The organism is Beijerinckia sp. 28-YEA-48 (genome assembly GCF_900104955.1).
Taxonomy (GTDB): Bacteria; Pseudomonadota; Alphaproteobacteria; order Rhizobiales; family Beijerinckiaceae; genus Terripilifer.
The window spans coordinates 4359520-4382372 of sequence record NZ_FNSI01000001.1 but is presented as its reverse complement, the minus strand read 5'-3'; the positions used below and the strand labels follow the sequence as shown (position 1 = coordinate 4382372).

Annotated in this window: 19 protein-coding genes and 1 tRNA gene; 9 read left to right on the top strand and 11 right to left on the bottom strand. The window is 60.5% G+C overall.

Annotation, left to right across the window (positions count from 1 at the left end):
• Positions 1 to 13 precede the first annotated feature (13 nt).
• Positions 14 to 2389: a transglycosylase domain-containing protein gene (locus BLW50_RS20545; protein ID WP_090706006.1), complete on the bottom strand. Its 2376-nt coding sequence runs from the start codon at positions 2387 to 2389 to the stop codon at positions 14 to 16.
• 269 nt (positions 2390 to 2658) lie between these two features.
• Between BLW50_RS20545 and dnaN the strand changes: the two genes are divergently transcribed.
• Entirely contained in the window at positions 2659 to 3777 is a 1119-nt protein-coding gene (dnaN, locus tag BLW50_RS20540; RefSeq protein ID WP_090706003.1) for a DNA polymerase III subunit beta, read from the top strand.
• Positions 3778 to 3784: 7 nt separating this feature from the next.
• Positions 3785 to 4696 (top strand): hypothetical protein, encoded by a 912-nt coding sequence (locus BLW50_RS20535; protein ID WP_139267696.1) that lies wholly within the window; start codon positions 3785 to 3787, stop codon positions 4694 to 4696.
• 483 nt (positions 4697 to 5179) lie between these two features.
• On the opposite strand, the gene BLW50_RS20525 is transcribed toward BLW50_RS20535, so the two are convergent.
• From BLW50_RS20525 to ribB, 6 genes are all read right to left on the bottom strand, one after another.
• Entirely contained in the window at positions 5180 to 6796 is a 1617-nt protein-coding gene (locus BLW50_RS20525) for a fumarate hydratase (protein WP_090705997.1), read from the bottom strand.
• A 195-nt stretch (positions 6797 to 6991) separates the two neighbouring features.
• Entirely contained in the window at positions 6992 to 7945 is a 954-nt protein-coding gene (locus tag BLW50_RS20520) for a PDR/VanB family oxidoreductase (protein WP_090705995.1), read from the bottom strand.
• A 35-nt stretch (positions 7946 to 7980) separates the two neighbouring features.
• On the bottom strand, positions 7981 to 8832 hold the full coding sequence (locus BLW50_RS20515) for an alpha/beta fold hydrolase (RefSeq protein ID WP_090705994.1): 852 nt from the start codon (positions 8830 to 8832) through the stop codon (positions 7981 to 7983).
• Complete coding sequence (locus BLW50_RS20510; RefSeq protein WP_090705992.1) at positions 8829 to 9995, bottom strand: LLM class flavin-dependent oxidoreductase; 1167 nt, start codon at positions 9993 to 9995, stop codon at positions 8829 to 8831. The genes BLW50_RS20515 and BLW50_RS20510 overlap by 4 nt, the downstream gene beginning before the upstream one ends.
• A gap of 26 nt (positions 9996 to 10021) precedes the next feature.
• Positions 10022 to 10807, bottom strand: coding sequence for an alpha/beta fold hydrolase (locus BLW50_RS20505; RefSeq protein ID WP_090705990.1), 786 nt, complete (start codon positions 10805 to 10807; stop codon positions 10022 to 10024).
• 111 nt (positions 10808 to 10918) lie between these two features.
• Positions 10919 to 12073, bottom strand: a complete 1155-nt coding sequence (gene ribB / locus BLW50_RS20500; RefSeq protein ID WP_090705988.1) for a 3,4-dihydroxy-2-butanone-4-phosphate synthase — start codon at positions 12071 to 12073, stop codon at positions 10919 to 10921.
• Positions 12074 to 12296: 223 nt separating this feature from the next.
• On the opposite strand from ribB, the gene BLW50_RS20495 reads away from it, so the two are divergent.
• Positions 12297 to 13391: a Bug family tripartite tricarboxylate transporter substrate binding protein gene (locus BLW50_RS20495; protein WP_170850272.1), complete on the top strand. Its 1095-nt coding sequence runs from the start codon at positions 12297 to 12299 to the stop codon at positions 13389 to 13391.
• A gap of 169 nt (positions 13392 to 13560) precedes the next feature.
• On the opposite strand, the gene aroA is transcribed toward BLW50_RS20495, so the two are convergent.
• Positions 13561 to 14925: a 3-phosphoshikimate 1-carboxyvinyltransferase gene (aroA, locus tag BLW50_RS20490; RefSeq protein WP_090709449.1), complete on the bottom strand. Its 1365-nt coding sequence runs from the start codon at positions 14923 to 14925 to the stop codon at positions 13561 to 13563.
• A gap of 205 nt (positions 14926 to 15130) precedes the next feature.
• Here aroA and BLW50_RS20485 point away from each other — a divergent pair, with 205 nt between their 5' ends.
• The gene (locus BLW50_RS20485) at positions 15131 to 15505 is read left to right on the top strand and encodes a TIGR02300 family protein (protein ID WP_090705984.1); all 375 of its coding nucleotides are present in this window, start codon (positions 15131 to 15133) and stop codon (positions 15503 to 15505) included.
• A gap of 152 nt (positions 15506 to 15657) precedes the next feature.
• Positions 15658 to 15733, top strand: a tRNA-Ala gene (locus BLW50_RS20480).
• 194 nt (positions 15734 to 15927) lie between these two features.
• Here the strand turns inward: BLW50_RS20480 and BLW50_RS20475 are convergent.
• On the bottom strand, positions 15928 to 16110 hold the full coding sequence (locus BLW50_RS20475) for an HFCD family protein (protein ID WP_090705982.1): 183 nt from the start codon (positions 16108 to 16110) through the stop codon (positions 15928 to 15930).
• 172 nt (positions 16111 to 16282) lie between these two features.
• Between BLW50_RS20475 and BLW50_RS20470 the strand changes: the two genes are divergently transcribed.
• Positions 16283 to 17722, top strand: a complete 1440-nt coding sequence (locus tag BLW50_RS20470) for a porin (RefSeq protein ID WP_090705980.1) — start codon at positions 16283 to 16285, stop codon at positions 17720 to 17722.
• A gap of 410 nt (positions 17723 to 18132) precedes the next feature.
• On the top strand, positions 18133 to 18399 hold the full coding sequence (locus BLW50_RS30470; RefSeq protein WP_139267695.1) for a hypothetical protein: 267 nt from the start codon (positions 18133 to 18135) through the stop codon (positions 18397 to 18399).
• 164 nt (positions 18400 to 18563) lie between these two features.
• Here BLW50_RS30470 and BLW50_RS20465 read toward each other — a convergent pair whose 3' ends face one another.
• Positions 18564 to 19205 (bottom strand): cysteine hydrolase family protein, encoded by a 642-nt coding sequence (locus BLW50_RS20465; protein ID WP_139267694.1) that lies wholly within the window; start codon positions 19203 to 19205, stop codon positions 18564 to 18566.
• Positions 19206 to 19362: 157 nt separating this feature from the next.
• Positions 19363 to 19755, bottom strand: coding sequence for a c-type cytochrome (locus BLW50_RS20460; protein ID WP_090705975.1), 393 nt, complete (start codon positions 19753 to 19755; stop codon positions 19363 to 19365).
• A gap of 428 nt (positions 19756 to 20183) precedes the next feature.
• Between BLW50_RS20460 and BLW50_RS20455 the strand changes: the two genes are divergently transcribed.
• Together BLW50_RS20455 and BLW50_RS20450 are read left to right on the top strand one after the other, a co-directional pair.
• Positions 20184 to 21176, top strand: a complete 993-nt coding sequence (locus BLW50_RS20455; protein WP_090705973.1) for a Bug family tripartite tricarboxylate transporter substrate binding protein — start codon at positions 20184 to 20186, stop codon at positions 21174 to 21176.
• 366 nt (positions 21177 to 21542) lie between these two features.
• Positions 21543 to 22847, top strand: coding sequence for an MFS transporter (locus tag BLW50_RS20450; RefSeq protein ID WP_090705969.1), 1305 nt, complete (start codon positions 21543 to 21545; stop codon positions 22845 to 22847).
• Positions 22848 to 22853: the final 6 nt, after the last annotated feature.

The window sequence follows — 22853 nt, the reverse complement described above, 5'->3', positions numbered from 1 at the left end:
TCGGCGGTTACACTCAGCCGCCGAACAATCTTTCCAAAATTCCAGGCTGTCGTTGCGGCTCTATCGAGCCTGTCCGGTCATTGCCGATCGGCGCCGGCGGGATCAACGGATTGCCGTTGTCACGCCGGATCGACGGCGGCCGGCTCACACTGTTGTTACCGTTACGCGCCGAGTTCTGACCGGCCTGGCCAGCTTGATTGATGGTCATCGGCCCGTTGCCGGTGGGGCCGATGGGCGCTGGCGGTATCAAACCGCCGGTTTGCGGCACCGAAGCTGGCGGCAGCGGCGCTTGCGAGGCCATCGGTATGGAACCTTGCGGCATAGGCGCTGACGGAATCATGCCCGGTGGTGCCGAAGGCGGCGGTAGGGAATCGCGCCAAGAAGCCGATGGCAAGGGCTGCGGCACAGTGTCTTTCAGCGCTTCACGCATGAAGCGGCTCCAGATATCGACAGGCAGATTGCCGCCCGAGGTTTTCTTGGTCGGCGAATTGTCGTCGTTGCCGAGCCACACACCAGTGACGAGACTGCTGGTGTAGCCAACGAACCAGGCGTCGCGATAATCCTGGCTCGTGCCGGTCTTGCCGGCGGCCTGCCAGCCTTTCAGCTCCGCCTTGCGCGCCGTGCCGGTGAGCAGCGTTTCCTGCATCATGCCGTTCATCATCGCCACATATCTGGCATCGATGATCCGTCCGAAGCTCGAGCCCTTGCGTTGATAAAGCAGCTTGCCGGTGGCGGTTTTCACGCGCGTGATCACATGCGGCTGAATGCGAATGCCGCCGTTGGCGAATGGCGCATAGGCCGACACCAGTTCAAGCGGCGTCACTTCCGATGTGCCAAGCGCGATCGAGGCATTCGGCTGCAACTCCGAGACGATGCCCAGGCGCTGCGCCGTGGCGACGACAGCCTTCGGCCCGACTTCCTGCGTCAGGCGCACCGCCACCGTGTTCAACGACAATGCCAGCGCCTGCGTCAGCGTCACCGGACCAAAATATTCGCGCGACGAATTCGACGGCCGCCAACCCTTGATGTTGATCGGCGCGTCGTCACGCACGGTGTCGGGCGTAAGGCCCCGTTCCAGAGCCGTGAGATAGACGAAAGGCTTGAACGCCGAGCCCGGCTGCCGTTTCGCCGCGACCGCGCGGTTAAACTGGCTGTCGGCATAATTGCGTCCGCCGACCAAAGCGCGGATCTGTCCGTTCGGATCGATTGAGACGACGGCGCCTTGCGACACGCCGTAACGGCCGCCGAGTTTATTGATCTCTTCGGTCAGCGCCCGCTCGGCCGAGGACTGCAGCACCGAGCTCAATGTGGTGGTGACGACGATGTCCTGGTCGATCGCGCCGACCGTGTCGTCGAGAATATCCATGACGAAGTCGGCGGCGTAATTGATCGAAGCCGCGCCGGCTTCGCGCGTCACCGTGGCCGGCTTGGCCATCGCGATCCTCGCCATCGCGTCGGTGATCAGGTGTTCCTGCGCCATGGCGGTGATCACCTTGGCGGCGCGATCGGCCGCACCGCTGGGATTACGGTTGGGCGCCAGCCGTGTCGGCGCCACCATCAGGCCCGCGAGCATGGCCGATTCGGACAAGGTGAGCTGGCGCGCGCCATGGCCGAAATATTTCTGCGCCGCGGCCTCGATGCCGTAGGCGCCGGAGCCGAAATAGACGCGGTTGAGATAGAGTTCGAGAATCTGGTTCTTCGAATATTTCTGCTCAAGCCAGATCGACAGGATGGCCTCCTGGATCTTGCGCGACATGGTCCGCTCCTGGGTCAGGAACAGATTTTTGGCGAGCTGCTGGGTCAGCGTCGAGCCGCCCTGCATGCTGCTGCTGCCGGTGGCGTTGCGCAACAGAGCGCGGGAAATCCCTAGGACGTCGATGCCCCAATGGCTGTAGAAGCGGCGATCCTCGATGGCGACGAAGGCATTGGGCACATAGGGCGGCAGGTCGCGAAGATGCGCCGCCGGCCCGCCGGTGTCGCCGCGATTGGCCAGCAGCACGCCGTCTTCGCTGAGAATGGCGATATTCGGCGGCCGCTTCGGCACTGCCAGCTGGTCGATCGGCGGCAATTGCGCCGCATGATAGGCGATCAGGCCGGCCAGCCCGACACAGCCCCAGATGCCGGTGATCAACGTCAGATAGATCAACGTACCGAAGGCTGAACGGCGCTTGCGGCGGCCTTTTTTGGGCGCGGCGCGATCGTTCCCACCGCCGCCGCCACCGATCAGGCCGCTGAGAAAGCCCTTTTTACGCTTGGCCTTGCCCCGCTCTGGGGCCGCTTGTTTGCGGCCGGGTCGCGTCGGCCGATCGGCGGGATCAGCGCGCAATTCTTCGGATCGCCGCTTCGGCGAGTCGAAAACGGGCTCTTTCCTGCTGAAAATACCGCGCATTGCACTCCACGCCCGCCCCGCCGGTCGTTTCTCAAGGGGATCGATGGCAGATCGACCGAGGAAAGCGGCGGCAATGAGAAATTACGGCGTCCGGATTAAGCCCCGGTAAAGCATGGGTGTCTTTACCGCAACGCGGTGGAAAGCTGTTGAAAGTCGGGGCCGCTGTCCACACGGGCTCGAGGCGCGCTTGCACAGGGCCTTGCAAACGGCGACAATTTCAGCCCTTTGGGACAAGCTATTGGGCTGAATATCAGGGAATGGGTCCGGCTATGAAGGTCACGCTGGAGCGCGCAGCGCTTCTGAAATCGCTCGGGCATGTACACAGGGTCGTCGAGCGGCGCAATACGATCCCGATTCTGTCCAACGTGTTGCTGCAGGCAGCCGGCCGATCGCTGCTGCTGAAAGCGACCGATCTTGATCTCGAGATCACCGAAACGGTGGCGGCCGATGTCGGCCAGGCGGGCGCCACGACACTGCCCGCCCACACCCTCTATGACATCGTCCGCAAATTGCCGGACGGCGCTCAGGTGTCGCTGGAACAGTCGGGCGAGGGCGGCCAGCTGCTGCTGCGCTCGGGCCGTTCGCGCTTCACCCTGCAATCGCTGCCCGAGACCGATTTCCCCGATCTCAATGCCGGCGATCTCAGCCACAAATTCGTTCTGCCGGCGGGCGATCTGAAGAAACTGATCGAGAAGACGCAGTTCGCCATCTCGACCGAAGAGACGCGCTACTATCTGAACGGCATCTTCATGCACACCACCGATTCCGGTGGCCACACCATGCTGCGCGCCGTCGCCACCGATGGCCATCGTCTGGCGCGTGTCGAAATGCCGGCGCCGCAAGGCTCGCCGGGCATGCCGGGCGTGATCATTCCGCGCAAGGCCGTGACCGAAGTGCAGAAGTTGATCGAGGATGCCGACAGCGAAATCGGCATCGAAATGTCGACCACCAAGGCGCGCTTCACCTTCGGCAATGTGGTGCTGACGTCGAAACTGATCGACGGCACCTTCCCCGATTATACCCGCGTCATTCCCACCAACAACGACAAGCGCCTCACCGTCGAGCGCGGCTCCTTCGCGCAAGCCGTCGATCGCGTCTCGACGATCTCGTCGGAACGCGGCCGCGCCGTGAAGCTCGCCATCGCCGATGGCAAGCTGACGTTGTCGGTGACCAATCCGGATTCCGGTTCGGCGGTCGAGGAACTCGAAGTCGATTATGATTCGACGGCGATCGATATCGGCTTCAACGCCCGCTATCTGCTCGACATCACCTCGCAGCTCGACAGCGACACGGCCCTGTTCAAACTGGCCGATGCCGGTTCGCCGACCGTGATCCAGGATCGCGACGGCGCCGCGGCGCTCTACGTGCTGATGCCGATGCGCGTGTAGTGGCTACGTGCAAGTTCCGATACAGGCTCGGCCGTGGCTGAAAAAGCTTCTTTGGTCGGGCTTGGCGGCCGTCACGCTCATTGTTGTTGTTTGCGTCTGGACATCGTTCCGCGTCGTTCAAAACGTTCGCGAAATCGCTGGCGCCGATCCCTACTGTATTGAGATTGCCGATGGTGCCGGGGATTATCGGCCGGCACGGACGCTGTTCGATCTTTCCATAGTAAGAATGCGGGCAACGGGGGAGGCTGGGGGACAAAACCAGCACCATGCCGTTCTCATCCTAGGCAGCGGTACGATGCCGTATCTGCGTCACTGGTCCTATTATAAGCACAACTTCGTCGATGGCGTGCTCCACGGTCAACGAACATCGATAACCTGCGTACCGCAGCGCGATTTCGCCGATCGTTTGCCGATCTTATGGCCTCAGAGAATCGACAATGATTACTTTCGCATTCCAGCTCGAGGAGAAGCTTATCGCATTCTTCGCAGCTACTATCCCAAATGGAGCGGTGGCGCCTCTCTTCATTTGAGCATCGTGACCTCAGCGCCCGACTTTGCGCCTCTTCCGGCGCCTTGGTTCGGCTGGGGGCCGCGCGAACGTTGGGATAGCAGCGTCTTTGTCGAGTGGGATACAAGGTGGTTTGCTAACCTAATAGAAAAGGAGGCGTCGGGCAGTGGCGCGGATTCCGTCGTTGAATACGGACTCTCGAAAAGCGGAACTTCCTGGTATTTCACCGGCTCGGATGACGTGAATCCAACCACCGTCAATTGCGGTCCTGTTCGGTGCCAGCATCGCTTTCTAAATAAAGGCAGGCATTTTCATTTCTTTCATCATCGTGACGAACTGTCGAATTGGCAGGCGTTGCAGAAACGCCTTCTTGCTTTGTTCGATTCGTTCGCGGCTGCTGCGGCGAATTAGAGTATTCTCAAGCGAAATGGATGTGGCTCGCTGATAGTAATTGCTGGTCACGAGGCGCTACGGCAGTTTCTGCTCCTGTCATTGCGAGGAGCGTAGCGACGAAGCAATCCAGGGGCGCGTGGTACAAGCCTAAGAAATGCCCGTGGTGCAGACCCGTTGACGTCCAGGTCTTTACATCCTGACTCCTGGATTGCTTCGCTGCGCTCGCAATGAGGGTGAAGGCCGAGGTTTCGGCCAGGACCATAATTCCGCCGCCTCTCCTTTGTACTTTCAGTCTGTTGGCGACGGGTACCACCCCGCTATCCTCTCGGCGGAGGAGGGGGGTATTGGCCAATTCTGAGGAACAACCCCATGCAAGGGGCGTTCTCAGTGTCTTTCCCGACACGCCGCAGGTGTGATCGAAAATCCAGAGCGTGTGCCAGAATCAAAAAGCCGCTGCATCGCAGCGGCTTTTGTCCTATGACGCTATGAGCTGTGACGCCTTCAGCTCAGGTTCAATTCCTTGAAGAAGTCATTGCCCTTGTTGTCGACGACGATGAAGGCCGGGAAATCCTCGACTTCGATGCGCCAGATCGCTTCCATGCCGAGTTCCGGATAGGCGACGGTCTCGACCTTCTTGATGCAATCCTGCGCCAGCCGCGCGGCGGGACCACCGATCGAGCCGAGATAGAAGCCGCCGTGCTTCTTGCAGGCGTCGCGCACGGCCGCCGAGCGATTGCCCTTGGCCAGCATCACCAACGAGCCGCCAGCCGCCTGGAACTGCTCGACGAAAGAGTCCATGCGTCCCGCGGTCGTCGGCCCGAACGAGCCAGACGGCATGCCTTCCGGCGTCTTCGCCGGGCCGGCGTAATAGATCGGATGGTTCTTGAAATAATCCGGCAGCGGCTTGCCGGCATCGAGCAGCTCGCGCAGCTTGGCATGCGCCATGTCGCGCGCCACGATCATCGGTCCGCTCAAGGACAGGCGTGTCTTGATCGGATATTTGTTCAATGTCGCCAGAATCTCAGCCATCGGCTGGTTGAGGTCGATCTTCACCACATCGCCGCCGAGCGTCGCTTCATCGACATGCGGCATGAATTTCGCCGGATCGTGTTCGAGCTGTTCGAGGAACACGCCGTCCTTGGTGATCTTGCCCGTCGCCTGGCGATCGGCCGAGCAGGACACGCCCATGCCGATCGGCAGGGATGCGCCGTGGCGCGGCAGGCGGATGACGCGCACGTCATGGCAGAAATATTTGCCGCCGAACTGCGCGCCGACGCCCAGGCTCTGCGTCAGCTTATGGATTTCTTCTTCCATCGCCAGATCGCGGAAGGCATGGCCGTCATCGCCGCCGCTCGTCGGCAGGCCGTCGAGATAGCGGGTCGAGGCGAGCTTGACGGTCTTCAGGTTCAATTCCGCCGACGTGCCGCCGATGACGATGGCCAGATGATAGGGCGGGCAGGCGGAGGTGCCGAGCGTCAGGATTTTTTCCTTCAGGAAGGCCACCAACCGGTCATGGGTGAGCACCGAAGGCGTCTGTTGAAACAGGAAGGTCTTGTTGGCCGAGCCGCCGCCCTTGGCCATGAACAGGAACTTATATTCGCTCTCGCCCTCGGCGTAGATGTCGATCTGCGCCGGCAGATTGGTCTTGGTGTTCTTTTCCTCGAACATCGAGAGCGGCGCCACCTGCGAATAGCGCAGGTTCTTTTTCTCGTAGGCGTCGCGGATACCCTCGGCGAGCGCGCTTTCGTCTTCGCCTTCGGTCCACACCAGGCGGCCCTTTTTGCCCATGACGATGGCGGTGCCGGTGTCCTGGCACATCGGCAAGACACCGCCGGCGGCGATATTGGCGTTCTTCAGCAGGTCATAGGCGACGAAACGGTCGTTCGAGGTCGCTTCCGGATCGTCGAGGATTTTGGCGAGCTGCTGCAGATGGCCGGGACGCAGCAGGTGGTTGATGTCGATCATCGCCTGTTCGGCGAGCAGACGCATCGCTTCGCGGTTGACGGTGAGAATTTCCCGGTCGCCGAGCTTTTCGACCTTTACGCCCTCCGAAGTGATCTTGCGGTAGGGAGTCTTGTCCTTGGCCAGCGGAAACATTGGAGCGTATTGATAGGTCATCGAGCTGAGGCCCAATCCTGTTGATAAACTGGAGCGGTTCTAAGCCGTGCCGCAGCGCTTTCCAAGGGGCGGTAATGTCGCCCTGGATCACAAGGAATCGGGCTCTGCCGGCCTGAAAATCATGGAAATTGAGATATTTGCCCCACTAAAGGCGGGATGGGTGCGAAACCGCTCCGGCGTCGCACCCATTTAAGATCACAGATCGAGAACCAGCAGGTCGCTCTTCGAGCCGGAGCAGCAGATCATCATGGTCTTGCTGGCCTTGCGCTCGGACTCGGTCAGGATGTTGTCGCGATGGTCCGGCGTGCCGGAAATGACCACAGTCTCGCAGGAGCCGCAGACGCCTTCCTCGCAGGAATAGCTGACGTCGATGCCCGCATCGCGCAGCACGTGCAGTAGGGTCTTGCCCGGCGGCACGGTGAATTCCTGCCCGGAACGCTCCAGGCGCACCTTATAGCCACCGTCGAGGGCCGCGGCCTCCTTGGCGGTGAAATATTCGATGTGCATCTGCCCTTCGGGCAGATCCTTGGTCGCTGCTTCATAGGCGTTGAGCATCGGCACCGGGCCGCAGCAGTAGAAATGCGAGCCCGCCGGCGCGGCCGCGACAATGCCAGGAATGTCGAGGAATTTGCCGTTCGATTCCGCGTCGATGTGCAGCTTGACGTTCGGCAGCTTGGTCAATTCGTCGATGAAAGCCACTTCCGGCCGCTCGCGGCAGGAATAGTGCATTTCCCACGAGGCGCCGAGCTTCTGCAGGCGTTGCGCCATGCACCAGATCGGCGTGATGCCGATGCCGCCGGCGACCAGCACCGTATGGGGCGCCGTCTCGTTGAGCGGGAAATTGTTGCGCGGGCCGCCCAGTTGCAGAACCGTGCCGACCTTCAGCTGGTCGTGGATGAACTTCGAGCCGCCGCGGCTGGCGCGGTCTTTCTTGATGCCGACCACATAGGCGTTCGGGTCGCCTTCGGCGGTCGTCAGCGAATATTGCCGCATCATGCCGTTGGGCAGATGGATGTCGATATGGGCGCCCGGCGCGATCGGCGGCATCGGCGCGCCATCGAGACGACGGAACTCATAGAGGTTGGTATCCAGCGCCGCAAAACGGATGGCGGTCAGGCGGACGTCAAAAGGAGCAGACTGTTCGGTCACCGGTCACAATTCCGTAGTTTTTGTTCCCGGCGGCCTTAGCACGCTCCATCCACTTGAGCGAGAAATTTCAACGTCCGGGCGTTGAACGCATGCGAATATTCAATATTACCCATATGACCGGCGTTTTCAAAGAAATGCAGCTCGGCGCGCGGGATTTTCGGCACGAAATCATCGGTATAGCCAGGATTGCGCAGTGGATCCTGGCGTCCGGCGAAGACCAAGACAGGGACTCTGATACCTGCATAGTCGAGCGCCTCGCGTTCTGCCGGATTGTCTGTTCGTTGGTGAAACGGCGCTTTGAAGCGCGCCGCCGCGATCGCCTCCCAGGCGCCGGTTGCATTCGCCATGGCGACGCGCCGAGCGATATAGGCATCATCCGCAGCCCATTTCGGATCGACGAACATCACCTCGATGATGCGGCGCATATGCTCTTTCGTGCCGTCGTAGGAATTCAGCACCCGCCGCGCCGCGTTATCGGGCGCCACGCCGCCGCCCGAACAGCAGGTCACCGAGCGCAGCGGCCAGTCGGGATTGGTGCGCGCGGCGACCATCAGGCACAGGCCGCCCGACATCGAACTGCCCATCACATGCACCGGTCCTGTCGCCATCGCCTCGATGAAACGTTGAATATGGCGGATGCGGCGGGCGACCATGTTCTCGAAATCGAAAATCTTGTCGGTACGCCCAAAGCCCAGATGATCCGGCGCCAACACGTGATAGCGCGCCGCCAGCGCCTCGATATTGTGCTCCCAGGAAAACTCGGCGCAGCCGCCGAACTCGCCCGAATGCAACAGCACAATGGTCGGCCTCACGCCGCGATGTTGCGTGCCCGCCTCGTAGTAATGGGTGCGCGCGCCATCGACATTCACATATTGGCCTGTTGTCATTCGGCCGCCGCGACGCTGAGCGGCTTGGTGCGCGGCAGGTCGAGGATCTGCGGATAGACCTCCTTAGCGAACAGCGTCATGCTCTTCACCGTCCGCTCATGGCTCATGTAGCCGGCCTGTTGCATCATCAACAGATGATCGAAGCCGCCGACGAGATTGTAGAGGCGTTTGATCTGTTGGGCCACGTCGTCGGGTTTGCCGTAGATCAGCACGCCCTGATCCTTGAGAAATTCGATCGACTGTTTGCGCATCGCCTCGGAGCGTCCCGAGAAAGCGCCCTTCAACGCTTGCACGTTGAAATCCACCGTCACATAGCCCGGCGGGTTGCGGTATTGCGGCTCCGACTTGGCGTCGAGATACCAGGTCAGCTCGCGGGCGCCGGCCTCGGCTTCCGCGTCGCTGTCGGCGGTGAAGACCAAAGGCATATAGGCGGTGCCGCCGCCACCCGGCAGGCCAGTATCGCGGAAAGCGCTGCGATAGCCATCGAACATCCACTTCACCTTTGCATGCGGTTGCAGGAAGGTGGCGAAGACGAAGCCGCGCGCGGCGGCGCGTTTGATATTGTCGAGATCGCTTGATCCGGTCAGCCAGATCGCTGGATGCGGTGTCTGATAGGGACGCGGCCACAGATTGATGGCGCGGCGATGGGTGAAGCGGCCTTCGAAATTGAAGGGACCATCGGTCGTGGTCCAGGCCTTGGTGACGAGGTCGATGCCTTCCCACAGGCGCTCGACCGTTTGCGTCGGATTGGTGTTGGCGGCGAAGATTTCATAGGGCACGCCGCGCACGAAACCGACATCGAGCCGGCCACGCGAAATGCAGTCGATCATCGCCATTTCCTCGGCGATGCGCAGCGGATCGCCGCGATTGGCGATCGGATTGCCGAGAATACAGATGCGCCCCTTGCGCGTCTGCCGCGCCAGGATCGCCGCCGACAAGGGCGCCGCCACATCGATACAGGTCGCGGTCTGATGATGCTCATTGAGCAATAGATTGAGGCCAAGATCGTCGGCGATCAGATATTCGTCGAAATAGCGGTTGTAGAGATCGGCGCCGAGACGCGGATCGAAATGCTGGCTCGCCAGCGAAACGCGCATCGTGCTCAGCGTCTCGATCGGCGGCAGATGCGGATAGGGCATTTCCGTGAAGTGCCAGGCGTACATAGGGCGTGCCTTTCTCGCTGCTGATGTCAGTCGAGGAAATCGTTCAGGATTTTGCCGAAGGCTTCCGGCTGTTCGATGTGCGGATAGTGGCCGGCGGCGGCGATGGTCTTGAAGGCGGCGCCGGGAATGAGCTCCGCATAGGCCTTGCCATAGGCGGCATCGGCGATGCCGTCGTTTTCGCCCCAGACCACCAGGGTCGGCGCTTGGATGCGATGCAGGCGCCGTTTCAGCTTGGGATTGTGCATATAGGGGTCCCAGCAGAAACGCGCGAAACTCTCGATATTGCGCGCCACCACGGTGAGCGCATCGTCATCCATGCTCAGAAAATCGCGTTTGCCTTTGGCGGCATCGTGCCAGCGCCAGGCCGCCACCTTGTCGGGATGCGACGTCCAGATGTCCTGAATGTCGACATCGTAAGGGCCGCCGATCTTCACGCCATAGGGGCTGACCAGAACGAGCTTGGAAAACGCCGCGCTGTTCTTCGTCGCCATTTCAGCGGCGATCCAGCCGCCGAGCGAGAAGCCGATGGCGGTGACATCGCGCAAGCCCAGCCTGTCGAGAAGATCGAGATAGATATAGGCGATGTCGTCGGGCGAGCCGATCCAGTCTGGACGTTCCGAGCGCCCGAACCCGGGCGCCGATGGCACGATCACCTGATGGTGCCTGGCCAGATCGGCGATCAGCGGCAGATTGTCCTCCAACTGCTCTTCGCCAGAGAGCAGAAGCAGCGGCTTGCCTTCGCCATGAAGCGCCAGTTCGATATCGATACCGGCGAGCTCAATCCTACGACGATCCGTCGTGATGACTGTCATCCCGTGCGTCCTCTTCGCATTTCCGCGCCGGTTATGTGCCGGCTTCCCTAAATTTTATCGGCCGGCTGTTTTCGCCGGCTCGCTTATTCGCAGTGGATCAGCCTTTGCGGCTCATCCCTTATTGGTGCTTTCCTTGATCGGCAGCTGGCCGACCACTGTCAACCCATAGCCGTCGAGACCGACGATATTGTGTTGGGTGTTGGAGAGCAGAATGATGTTCTTCAGCCCGAGGTCGAGCAGGATCTGCGCGCCCAGACCATATTGGCGCAGTTCCGACACGGGACCGCGTGCCTGCCCTTCGCGTTCTTTCAGGGCGCGGCTGATGAAGGTCGGCGCCGTCTCGCGGATGAAGATGACGACGCCGCGATCGGCTTCGGCGATCATGCGCATGGAACCGGCGAGTTCGCCGCTGCGCGCGCGCAAGGTGCCGCCGACCATTTCCGGCGGCCCAATGTCGCCGAGGCTGTCGGACAGAATGCTCGCCTGATGCATGCGCACCAGCACCGGCTCGTCGCCGGAGATGTCGCCACGGATGAGAGCGATGTGCTCGGCATATTCGACGGAGTTGGAATAGACGCGGATCTTGAACTCGCCGCCATAGCGGCTGTTGATCTTCGATTCCGAGATCATGTTGATCAGGCGTTCGTTGCGCCGGCGATAAGCGATGAGATCGGCAATAGTGGCGATCTTCAGCCCATGTAATTGCGCGAACTGCACGAGGTCTGGCATGCGCGCCATCGTACCGTCGTCGTTCATGATCTCGCAGATGACGCCAGCCGGGTTCAGGCCGGCGAGACGCGAAATGTCGACGGCGGCTTCCGTATGGCCGGCGCGCACCAGCACGCCGCCTTCCTTGGCGACGAGCGGGAAGACATGGCCCGGGGTGACGATGTCACGGCGACCCTTTTTCGGGTCGATGGCAACCGCGATGGTCTGGGCGCGGTCGGCCGCCGAGATGCCGGTGGTGACGCCTTCGCGCGCCTCGATCGACACGGTGAAGGCGGTGTGGTGCAGCGTCTGGTTTTTCTGCGACATCAGATGCAGGCCGAGTTCTTCCACTCGGTCTTGGGTCATCGACAGGCAGATCAGTCCACGACCGTGCTTGGCCATGAAATTGACCGCCTCGGCGTTGGCCATTTCGGCCGGAATGACAAGATCGCCTTCGTTCTCACGACCCTCGTCGTCGACCAGGATGAACATCTTCCCGGCCTTGGCGTCCTCGATCACTTCTTCGATCGTAGACAGCCACGCCATCGTCTCGCTCATTCTATGACCCCTGCGCAGTCCCAAGGCTCTCAGTCGAGACGCGGACTTGGCTATGAAAATAGTTCCTAGAGCTATCAGACATAAGGTAGGGGCGGTCAAGGGCGCGGAAAAGATCGCCAACCGCTGTTCTTAACCCGTTACTGGCTTTCAACGGGCGTTCCGGGACGCTATGTCTGGTCTGGAAACAGGCCGAGATAAGGCCGTCAGGGAAAGGGAACGTCCGGTGAATCGCAAGAAATTGCCCCTATTTTCGTTTGGTAAACGGCTCGGACTGGCTCCGGCCGCCGTTTTGGCCGCCTTCGCCGCTGTCTCAAGCCCGGCACAGGCCCAAGATCGCGCTCAGGACGCCGTCGAACAGTTCTACCGCTCCAAGAACAATATCGATCTCATCATCGGCTTCACGGTCGGCGGCGGCTATGATGCTTACGCAAGGCTGCTCGCCCGCTATCTCGGCGATCAGATCCCCGGCAAGCCCAAGCTGGTGCCTAAGAACATGACCGGTGCCGGCAGCCGGATCGCCGCCGCCTATGTCCATAGTGTTGCCCCCAAGGATGGGACGGTGCTGGGGATCGCCGATCAATCGATCGCCTTGGAACAGGCGCTCGGCGACAGCGGCGTCAAGTTCGACAGCCGCGAGCTGATCTATATCGGCAATCCGATCGTCGAGAATAATGTGGTCTCCACCTGGTACACCTCGCCGGTGAAGACCATTGAGGACGCGCGCAAGGTCGAATCGACCATGGGCGCCACCGGCTACAACACTTCGGCGCAATATCCGCAGGTGCTCAACAGCATGGTCGGCACCAAGTTCAAGATCATCCTCGGCTATCCCGGTGGCAATGAGGTCAATCTCGCCATGGAGAAAGGCGAGGTCGCCGGCCGCGGCTCCAATTCTTGGGCCTCCTGGAAGGCGACCCGGCCTGACTGGATTCGCGACAAGAAGGTCTATCTGCTGGTGCAGGTTGGCCTGAAACGCGCATCTGATCTGCCGGATGTGCCGTTGATGATGGATCTTGCCGCCAACGATCTGGATCGGCAGGCCATGCGTCTGCTCTCGGCTCCCACCGTCATCGGCCGGCCGTTCTTCACGTCACCGCAGGTGCCGGCGGAACGGGTCAAGGCGCTCCGCGCCGCCTTTGAAGCGACGATGAAACTGCCGGCCTTCCTTGAAGACGCACGGAAGATGAATCTCGACATCAATCCGGTGTCCGGCGAGGAAGTGCAGAAGGTTGTCGCTGATATCATCGATGCGCCCAAGCCCGTGAAAGACCGGCTCGCCTCGGTGCTGGCGCTGATCGAGCGGGAACGATCGAAGTAGAGCTGTTTCTCGTCAGCGCACGAAAACGAGACCGTCATTGCGAGCGCAGCGACGCAATCCAGGGGTTAAGGTGTAAAGTCATAGACGTGGAAAAGCCTGCACCGCAGGCCTTTCTTGGCACCACACGCTCCTGGATTGCCGCGTCGCTGCGCTCCTCGCAATGACGGAGTTAGCCGCTGAACTTCGCGCCGAGCCGCTGCATCTCCGGCTGAAAGGTCGGGAAGCTGGTGGCGATCATCGCCGCGTCGTCGATGGTCATCGGCTGCTGCGAGGCGAGGCCCATCACCAGGAAGCTCATGGCGATGCGGTGATCGAGATGAGTTTTCACCGTGCCGCCGCCACGCACGATGCCGGGACCGTCTTGTCCGCCAGTGACGATCAGATCGTCACCTTCGATTCGGCAGGTCACGCCAGCAGCGATCAGGCCGTCGGCCACCGCCGCCAGGCGATCTGATTCCTTCACCCGCAATTCGGCCAGTCCGCGCATGCGTGTTTCGCCTTGTGCGAAAGCCGCCACCACCGCCAGGATCGGATATTCATCGATCATCGCCGGCGCCCGAGCCGCGGGCACGTCAACGCCCTTGAGCTGCGACGTCCGCACCCTGAGATCAGCCACGTCCTCACCGCCCTCGATGCGGGCGTTGAGGACGTCGATTCGTGCGTCCATCTCCTGCAGGGTGGTCAACAGGCCGATGCGCAGCGGATTCATCATCATGCCTTCGATGATGACGTCCGAATCAGGCACCAGCAGCGCCGCCGTTAGGGCGAAAGCGGCTGACGAGGGGTCGGCCGGGACGATGACGTCGCGCGCCTTCAGCTCCGGCCGGCCGGCCAGCACAATCTTGCGCCCGTGCGGCCCGTCCGGGGTGGAGACGATATTGGCGCCGAAATAGGCCAGCATTTTTTCCGTATGGTCGCGCGACGCCTCGGTTTCGATAACCGTCGTCTGGCCGGGCGAATTAAGGCCGGCGAGCAGGATAGCTGACTTAAGCTGAGCTGATGGAACCGGGGTGCGATATTCGATCGGGGCCGGGTCGCCGGTGCCACGCAGGACGATCGGGCAGCGCCCGCCTTCGCTCTCGGCGACGACCTGGACGCCCATCAGCGCCAGCGGATCGAGAATACGGCGCATCGGGCGTTTGCGCAGGGAGGCGTCGCCGTCGAAAGTTGCTTCGATCGGGTGGCCGGCCACCACACCCATCATCAGTCGGGTCCCGGTGCCGGCATTGCCGAAATCAAGGACATCGCGAGGCGTTTGCAGGGTGCCGAGGCCAGCCCCATCAACCGTCCACTGGCCGGGGCCGGTGCGCTCGACCTTAGCGCCCAGCGCGCGGCAGGCGTCGGCCGTGCGCAGGACATCGTCGCCTTCCAGCAGGCCTTCAATCGTGGTGCGGCCGACCGCCAGCAGGCCCAGAATAAGGGCGCGATGGGAAATCGACTTGTCGCCGGGCGCCCGCAGACGCCCGGTCAGGGGGCCTGAGGCGGCCGCCGTCAAGGGAATCGGGGCGGAATGGGCGTGGGAGGCGGCGGCCATTTTATCCTCAAAAATGCGGGCGAACTCAGAGGTCTCGCGCGGCGCTCCTACCATGCGCAAACTGCTCCTGTCATTATTGCAACGGGCGACTAACTTCCCATTTGACAGGCGCGCGACAGCCCACTAACGGGAGCGTCCGGAATTGGTTTCCATGTTCCGCCCGGCGGCGCGGCGGTTCTTCCAGAATTGCATGAGGTTTTGACAAGTGGCGAAACCGGACCTAGGTGGCAAACGCCAGTGCCAGAGCTGCGGCACTAAGTTTTTCGACCTTAACCACGATCCGATCATCTGCCCGAAGTGCGGCACTGTGTTCCAGGCTGTGGCCGCGCGCGCCGCGCCGGCGCGCCGGGCCGAGGCCGACGACGAGGCCGAGCCAGATACGGCGAATGTGGAATTGGTGTCCCTTGAGGATGCCGATGCTGCCGAGGCCAAGGCTGTTGGCGCGTCAGATGACGATATTGAGATCGAAGACGACGATAACGCTGGCGACGACGAGACCTTCCTTGAAGAAGAAGAGGAAGATAACGACGACGTGTCCGGCCTGATCGACGGCGATATCGAGACCGACGAAGAAAGCTGAGAATTTTCCCTCCCGACAGCTTGCACAACGCTTGTGAAGCTGTCGATGAGGCGCTATACACGCGCCGCGCCGCCCGAAAGGGCGACGCAAGCGCCCGGTCCGTCCCAACGGATCGTGTATTTCGCAACCGCCGAAAGGCCGGTTTGCGGCGTGGGGCCATAGCTCAGTTGGGAGAGCGCTTCAATGGCATTGAAGAGGTCGTCGGTTCGATTCCGTCTGGCTCCACCAAACTAAACCAATGAACTTTCCGTTTCGTGATCGATTTGAGCCTACCGGTGTGACAAGCCGGTGAAGATCGCTCGCTTCAGTTGCCAGGCGCGAATTTGATTGTGTCTGTTCTTCTGTCCGGTCCGCAACTGCCAACGCGTGAACTGCTCCGTGTCGAGAGCGGCAGCCGAAATGCCATCGACCGGAATGACGACCTAGTGATCGCGAAATGCGGCTTCAGTGGACGCATAGAGAATCGATTCGTTTGAAGCGGCGTCCGGAAAGCCAGCAACATCGAGATCGAAGACATCGACAATAGGTCCGACGCGATGATCGATGATGTTCTCGACCGACTGCGGTTTGTTGTAGAAAGCTGGCGTCCGCGCCGAGATGATCATGCCATCTTGGGCAATTACAGCGCGAGTCCCCAATTCGCAGCGCTGCTAGGCAGCACGCTGGGCATACACATTATTTAATAAATGCACAAAAGCTTTTTTGTGCACAAACATGGTAGTTCTACGGAATGGCTGACTCGGCACCCGCCGAGAGCTCTGACGGAGGAATCAATCCATGATGTTGACGCGAAGTGCTGTGCTCGGTTCAGCAGCACTCCTTACAATGGCGGGCTCGGGCCAGGCCGCTGATTTGCCCTCAATTAAGTCCACGCCTGTCGAATTCGTGCGGGTTTGTGACGCTTATGGTGCAGGCTTCTACTTCATTCCCGGCACCGACACCTGCTTGAAGGTCGGCGGCCGTGTTCGTGTCGACACCTGGTACACCCCGGCTAAGAACGCGGTGTCAGGGCGTTCGACCGGCGGCGGGACGGGCACGTTCATCAGCTCGAATGCGGTTGACCAGAACGGTTGGTACGCACGCGGCATCATCAACATGGATGCGCGCACGCAATCCGCCTGGGGGACGGTACAGACTGTCTTCTCGCTCCGTCTGCAGGCAGCGTCCGGTCTCGCCAATACCCCGCCAGGCTACAGCGGCAGCGTGTTCGCGGCGGGCAACGCGAACACCACGACGATCGAAGCCGCTTACATTCGTTTTGCCGGTTTCACCGCCGGTCAGGCCGCTTCAAACTTCACATTCCTGCCAGCCTACCAGTATCATTCGATGTTCACCGCGTCGTTCCCGAACGGCATCCGCCAGCTCGCCTACACAGCGACCTTCGGTGGCGGCATCTCGGCATCGATCGCAGTGGAGAATCGCGGCGAACTGACGTTGTCAAACTCGGTCAACACGCTCGGCGCCAACCCGTTCACCGGCACGGCGGCGACCGCGGGCCCCAACCCTCAGGGTCTGCCGGCTCTCGTCGGTAACGTCCGCATCGATCAGCCGTGGGGTTCCGCGATGCTGTCGGCCGCGGTGCTGCAGAACATCGCCACCTTCGGCAACGCCAATCTCGCGGTTGTCGGCAACGCCGGTCCGCAGGTCAAACAGACGGGCTGGGCGGTCAGCGGTGGCGTTCGCATCAACCTGCCGATGATCGCTCAAGGCGATCATATCCAGGCATGGGCGGCTTACGGCGTCGGCGCGCTCGACTACGTGACGAACTCCGGCATCAATTCCAACCCTGCGGTCTCCGGCAGCTGGCTTGGCGGCTTTCTGCGCGTAGACCGGAACGTCACGCTGTTCTGTGTGAACGCGGCCTGTACGGTTGGTGGCTCGGAGCAGACCAAGGCTTGGTCGGCTGCGGCGATCTTCACCCACTACTGGACCCCATCGCTGCGTTCGAACTTGATCGGTTCATATGCACGTATCACCCCAGGCTCGGTGACCCGCAATACCAGCTGGGCCAATGGTGGTCTGTCTGATGCCAACGTGTGGGGCGTCATGGGCAGTCTGATCTGGTCGCCGGTGCGCAACTTCGACATTGGTGTCGAGCTGTCCTACGCCCGCCTGAATCAGACCTTGCCGCTCACGGTTCCGGTCGGTCTTGGCACGTTGGCTGACGTCAGCCCGAGTAATTGGACGGGTCGTGTCCGCGTCGAGCGCACGTTCTAAAGCGAAGAATTTCGCTGATCGCATGAGGCTTGGCTCATCGCATTAGGTTTCGGTCGGGGGGCGCAATACCCCGGCCGGAAAACCCGCATCCCGCAGAACCCGGATCACCGGTAAGATTGAAATTACCTCCGTTTCAATCCGCTCCCTCTGAACAACAGATTCGGAACTGCGGGGTGCGGGACGTACAATAATGGCTCGACACGAAGCAGATAGAGCAAGAAGCACGGACGATCGTGTCGAGGCTTTCGGCGGTCACTCTCGCTGCCCAGTTGCAAGCAGCTCCGGACAAACGCGAAGCCTGCTATCAAGCCGCCGCTAGCTGCGATCATTTCATCGCGCGAGAATGTCGCGCCATTCGACCTAACTTCTGACTCGTCTTTTCTCGCGGAGAAAAGTGACTCCGCCGTTGAATGAATCAACAAGCGGAGCCAAGTCAGGGAGGAAACGACCTGATGGTCGTAGGCTCCGATAGCGAATATCGGAACTTGCGATCAGGCTACAATATGGATCGCGCGCGGCAAGGTTTGTTTCGTCTTGAATGTTGCTATCTAGGCAAGACTGTCAGCGTGACTTCGGCTGTCACCTGTTTCAAGAAATACCTGCGCTACAATCATTATTTAAATGTCGTATCGACCGACGCGAACGATACCGTCGCGGTGCTCGACGCACCGCGCTGAGAGTTCGATCTCTACTAAGCAACCCATTTCTCGTGACATAGATCACGTTATCGTCAGGCTGGGTCCTTAGTTGTATTCATTCCAGCAATTCACCCCGACGCCGCGCAGAGCGCCTAACTGTCGAGAAGCGCCGACCCGCGATCAGCCGGCGAATATCGTCCGCTTCAGTTTCCGGGCGCGAATTTGATGGTGTCTGTTCTTGTCAGTTTAACGCGATTGTTCACGGCTGGTCCGTTCAACAACTGCCAAATCGTGAACTGCTCCGCGTAAACCGTGGCCGCCGAAATGCCATCGACGGGCACGACGACTTTGTAACCGCGAAATGCGGCCTCACTGGACGTGTAGAGAATCGATCCGTTTGAAGCGGCGCCCATGGGAATGATTGTTTCAATGCCGCGGCTCTTCAAAAGCGTTTCCAGGTCAGATCCCAGAAACTTGTTGGGCGGTGCGGTGAACGTGGGCTCCGCGCCAGAGGGCTGAATGCGGCTGTCCATGTCGGCAGCGGTTCCGCCGCCGCCCAAGGTATAGATGACGTAGACGCCGGCGGCTTTGGCTTTCTCCAACAGAGCCTGGGCCGCTGGAATTGTCGCGGCGCATCTTGGGCGTGTCGCCGGGTCGCAAGGCGGACGATTGAAGTCCAGCATCAGGAGAGCGGTTTTAGTCGGATCGACACTGACGGCTTCCGGTTCGGGACGTTGTGGAAGCTGAACCTTTTCCCATTCATCCAGGGTGCCGGCGGTCACCGATTGCGTGACGAAGCCGATCGCGAACATCGCGCATATGGCTTTCTTCGATATGAAACCCACGTGTCTCTCCTGCTGATGTTGAATGTTCAGAGTAGGAAATCTGCCGACTGTCGTTGCGCTCTGGCCAGGGTCTCTCACACTTCAGGGGGTGAGGAGGCCGTTCGCGCTGTGTATTCATCGCTGAACTCGCGTTGAGCGAACGAAGGGCCGCGCGGAGCTATTGTGCTTTGCCGTCGGCCGCGAAGGTCTTGAGATAGGCAATCAGATTCTGGATCTGCGTTTCGTTCTTGATGCCGGCGAACGCCATTTTGGTCCCAGGCACTTTCTGGCGTGGGTTGCTGATGTACTCTTTGAACGTCGCTTCATCCCAGGTGATGCCGGAGTTCTTGTTGGCTTCTGAATAACTGTAGCCTTCCACCGAGCCAGCCTTGCGACCGAGCAAGCCGTTGAGTTCAGGGCCGATGAGATTGCGCGCGTTCTCGCCGACCTGATGGCAGGGACGACACTGGTTATAAACGGCCTGACCAGCGGCTGCGTCCTGAGCCTGGCCGGCGATGGGCGAAAGCGCCAGTAATATCGATGTCGCGGCAAACAACGGTTTCAATTTCATATTCTGATTTTTCCTGCACGAGAGCGTGGCGCACTGGTCTTTGGGTTGGGGTCTCTTGCTGTGGCGCGGCGGGCCCAAACAGGCATGAGCCCCTATTCATGGTGTGAAAGGCAGCTTTCGAAATCGAAGCGCCGCTGGTGAGAATGCCAATGTCGTCTCCCTAGCCGAGGAGCTTTCGGAAGGTCTTTACCCTCCGCCAACCTCAGATTTTTATGCAGGAAATATTTATTGTGCAAGTTTTTCATTTTATGCATAATATGAAAGGGTGGCATCAGGATGCCGGCCTATTCCGGCCGTCCGCCAACAGGCGACGTCTTGTCGAGCCGTACGCGGCTGCGCGCCTAGGTTTTGATCCGGGGCGAAACAGCCCGTCGGTCCAACTGAGCGTTTACGCCAGTTTGCGTCCGTAAAATGGGGGGAGGACGTGCATGATCCAGGATGAAAACAACCTATCTCGCCGCCGGTTTAACTCAGGCATGATCGCCGCCTGCGCTACCGTCATGTCCCCATCGATCGTCCGGGCGCAATCATACCCTTCGCAGGATGTGCGTTTCGTCTGCGCTTTTCCCGCTGGCTCTGGTGCGGATCTCATTGTGCGATGGTACGCGGAGAAATTGCGGCCTCTTTTCGGTCGAACGATCATCGTCGAAAATCGCATCGGCGCGCTTGGCAATGTCGCCACCCAATACACAGCGCTCTCGAAGCCCGATGGACACACGATCTACGTGCACAGTGCCGGGGCCTTGGCGGCCAACATGCAGTTGTTCAAAAACCCTCCCGTCGATGTCGCCAAGGAGATTACGGTTTGCGCTGCCATTAGCCGTCAACCGACGTTTTTCTGTGTCGATCAAAGCAAGCCTTGGAAAAGCGTGGCTGAGGTCACGGCCTTCGCCAAGGCACGTGGTGACAAAGTCACATATGGCACCTCCAATCCCATGGCGAAGGTGATGGGCGCGATCTACAAGGAATTGAACAAGCTCGAAGCTGTCGAGGTTGTTTATCGCGCGTCAGCCGATTCCATGAACGATCTTAAAAGTGGCGCTATCGACTACGCCCTGTACGACAATATCTTCGGAGCATCGCAAGCGCGGGAAGGCCGTGTGCGCATTTTGGCCGTCAGCAGCGACGTACGTCTGGACGCAAATCCCGACATTGCGACCATGACCGAACTTGGAACGCCGATGAATGTCACCGGCTGGTTTTCCGCCATGGTGCCGTCAGCAACGCCAAGGCCGATCGTCGAGCAGATTAACAAGCACTTCAATCAGGTGACGGCCACGCCAGAAGCCAAGCAGTTTCTCAACAGCGTCGCCAGCGACCCATGGATCATCACCCCGGATCAGGCGCGAGACTTCTTCCTTCGCGATATCCGCGATTGGGTGGATTACGTGCGTATCGCTAAAATCGAACCACAGGGCTGAGCCTGGGGGCGCCTCGGCACCCAGGGTCGGGGCAATCGCGGTTCGCTAGAAACACGATTTCTTACGGTCCAGGCTGCCGTTAGTCGCGGAAAGAACGGTCGGCGCTCCTGCGGGAACCGGCACCAAAATTCACGCCGCCGATTTGATCTATCCGAAATCTGAATTTGCCTGTCGGGTCTGACACCGGCACCAATCTGTCACCGGCTGTAGCGTTTCACAGCTCGGCGGAATCGCCGAGCGAGATGAAGACGCGTCAAAACGGAGGTTCTAGGCAAAATCGCGCTATCGAAACGCGATTTGCCATAGGGCGCCGGCTCGAAGACGTGACAACAGCCGTCACGCGAGGAAGACAGAGGGGGAACGCCGGTGAGCGCTCAAGATCAAGTCACGGCCATCTATGAGTCGACGTCCGCGCCATCGAAGGCGCGGCGCTCGGTGGCCATCGCCAGTCTTGGCAATATTCTCGAATGGTACGACTTCACGGTCTATGGCTTTGTCGTCGTCTATATCGCCCGGAACTTCTTTCCCTCCACACACGAAACTGCGGCCCTGCTCGCCACCTTCGCGGCCTTTGGCGCCGGTTTCGTCGCCCGGCCACTGGGCGCCATCATCTTCGGTCGTATCGCCGATACCAAGGGGCGTAGGTTCGTTCTGCTGTTTGCGATGTTCTTGATGGCAGGCGCGTCCGTTCTGATCGGCATATCGCCCACCTATGCAACGATCGGGCTTGCCGCACCCGCCCTCATTTTGTTGGCGCGTCTGGCCCAGGGTCTGTCGGCTGGCGCCGAATTTGGCGGCGCCGCAGCCTATCTCATCGAATGGGCGCCCGAATCCAAGCGTGGTTTCTTCGCTAGCTTTCATCAGGTTGGCACCTATGGCGGGTTGCTGCTCGGCGTGGGGACGGTCGCGATCATCTCGTCCTTTCTGACGCCGGCGGAGATGGAAGCCTGGGGCTGGCGCATTCCGTTTCTGCTTGGTGGCCTGCTGGCGGTGGTCGCGCTCTACATGCGTCGCAACGTCGAGGAAACGCCGAGGTTCAAGGCCCCAAGTCAGGCTGTGGCGCAGCGACAGGCGCCGAACCAGGGCTCCTCCTTCTTCGCCGCGCTACAATCCGTCGGCGTCGTCGCCTTGTGGTCGGTCACCAGTTTCGCAGTGATGGTTTATATGACCACCTATACGCAGCGTTACGGCGGCCTCTCGGCGCAACAGGCCCTGTGGTCGACATCGATCAGCACTTTGATTGGCGTGTTTCTCATCCCAGTCTTCGGTGCCGTCTCCGATCGGCTGGGCCGCCGTCCTGTGTTCGGCGCGGGCGCTGCGGCCTTCATCCTGCTGCCCATTCCCTTCTATGGCATCATCGCCAGCGCACCGGGCTTTCAGGTGATCGTTCTGCTGCAGATCGTCATGTCGGTCTTTACGGCGATGATCGCTGGCGTCGGCCCGGCGATCATCTCGGAACTGTTCCCAACCGAACGGCGCGCGACCATGGTTGGCATTTCTTCGGCTATTGCCGTGACTGTGTTTGGCGGCTTTGCCCCGTTCATCTCGACGATCCTGATCGACAAAACCGGCTCGGCGACGGCACCAGCCTATTATGTGGCGGTGATCGCGCTGTTTACGACAGCGACGGTGTTCTCTTTGCGCGAGACCTCACGCGGCCGGCTGCAATAGCGCCCG

Excerpts from the sequence above, each read along its gene's own strand:
- ribB (WP_090705988.1), bottom strand. The coding sequence starts at position 12,073 with ATGAGCGAGACGATGGCGTGGCTGTCTACGATCGAAGAAGTGATCGAG.
- BLW50_RS20525 (WP_090705997.1), bottom strand. The coding sequence starts at position 6,796 with ATGACCTATCAATACGCTCCAATGTTTCCGCTGGCCAAGGACAAGACT.
- aroA (WP_090709449.1), bottom strand. The coding sequence starts at position 14,925 with ATGGCCGCCGCCTCCCACGCCCATTCCGCCCCGATTCCCTTGACGGCG.
- BLW50_RS20460 (WP_090705975.1), bottom strand. The coding sequence starts at position 19,755 with ATGAAATTGAAACCGTTGTTTGCCGCGACATCGATATTACTGGCGCTT.
- BLW50_RS20505 (WP_090705990.1), bottom strand. The coding sequence starts at position 10,807 with ATGACAGTCATCACGACGGATCGTCGTAGGATTGAGCTCGCCGGTATC.
- BLW50_RS20475 (WP_090705982.1), bottom strand. The coding sequence starts at position 16,110 with ATGATCATCTCGGCGCGGACGCCAGCTTTCTACAACAAACCGCAGTCG.
- dnaN (WP_090706003.1), top strand. The coding sequence starts at position 2,659 with ATGAAGGTCACGCTGGAGCGCGCAGCGCTTCTGAAATCGCTCGGGCAT.
- BLW50_RS20515 (WP_090705994.1), bottom strand. The coding sequence starts at position 8,832 with ATGACAACAGGCCAATATGTGAATGTCGATGGCGCGCGCACCCATTAC.
- BLW50_RS20545 (WP_090706006.1), bottom strand. The coding sequence starts at position 2,389 with ATGCGCGGTATTTTCAGCAGGAAAGAGCCCGTTTTCGACTCGCCGAAG.
- BLW50_RS20470 (WP_090705980.1), top strand. The coding sequence starts at position 16,283 with ATGATGTTGACGCGAAGTGCTGTGCTCGGTTCAGCAGCACTCCTTACA.
- BLW50_RS20455 (WP_090705973.1), top strand. The coding sequence starts at position 20,184 with ATGATCCAGGATGAAAACAACCTATCTCGCCGCCGGTTTAACTCAGGC.
- BLW50_RS20510 (WP_090705992.1), bottom strand. The coding sequence starts at position 9,995 with ATGTACGCCTGGCACTTCACGGAAATGCCCTATCCGCATCTGCCGCCG.
- BLW50_RS30470 (WP_139267695.1), top strand. The coding sequence starts at position 18,133 with ATGAATCAACAAGCGGAGCCAAGTCAGGGAGGAAACGACCTGATGGTC.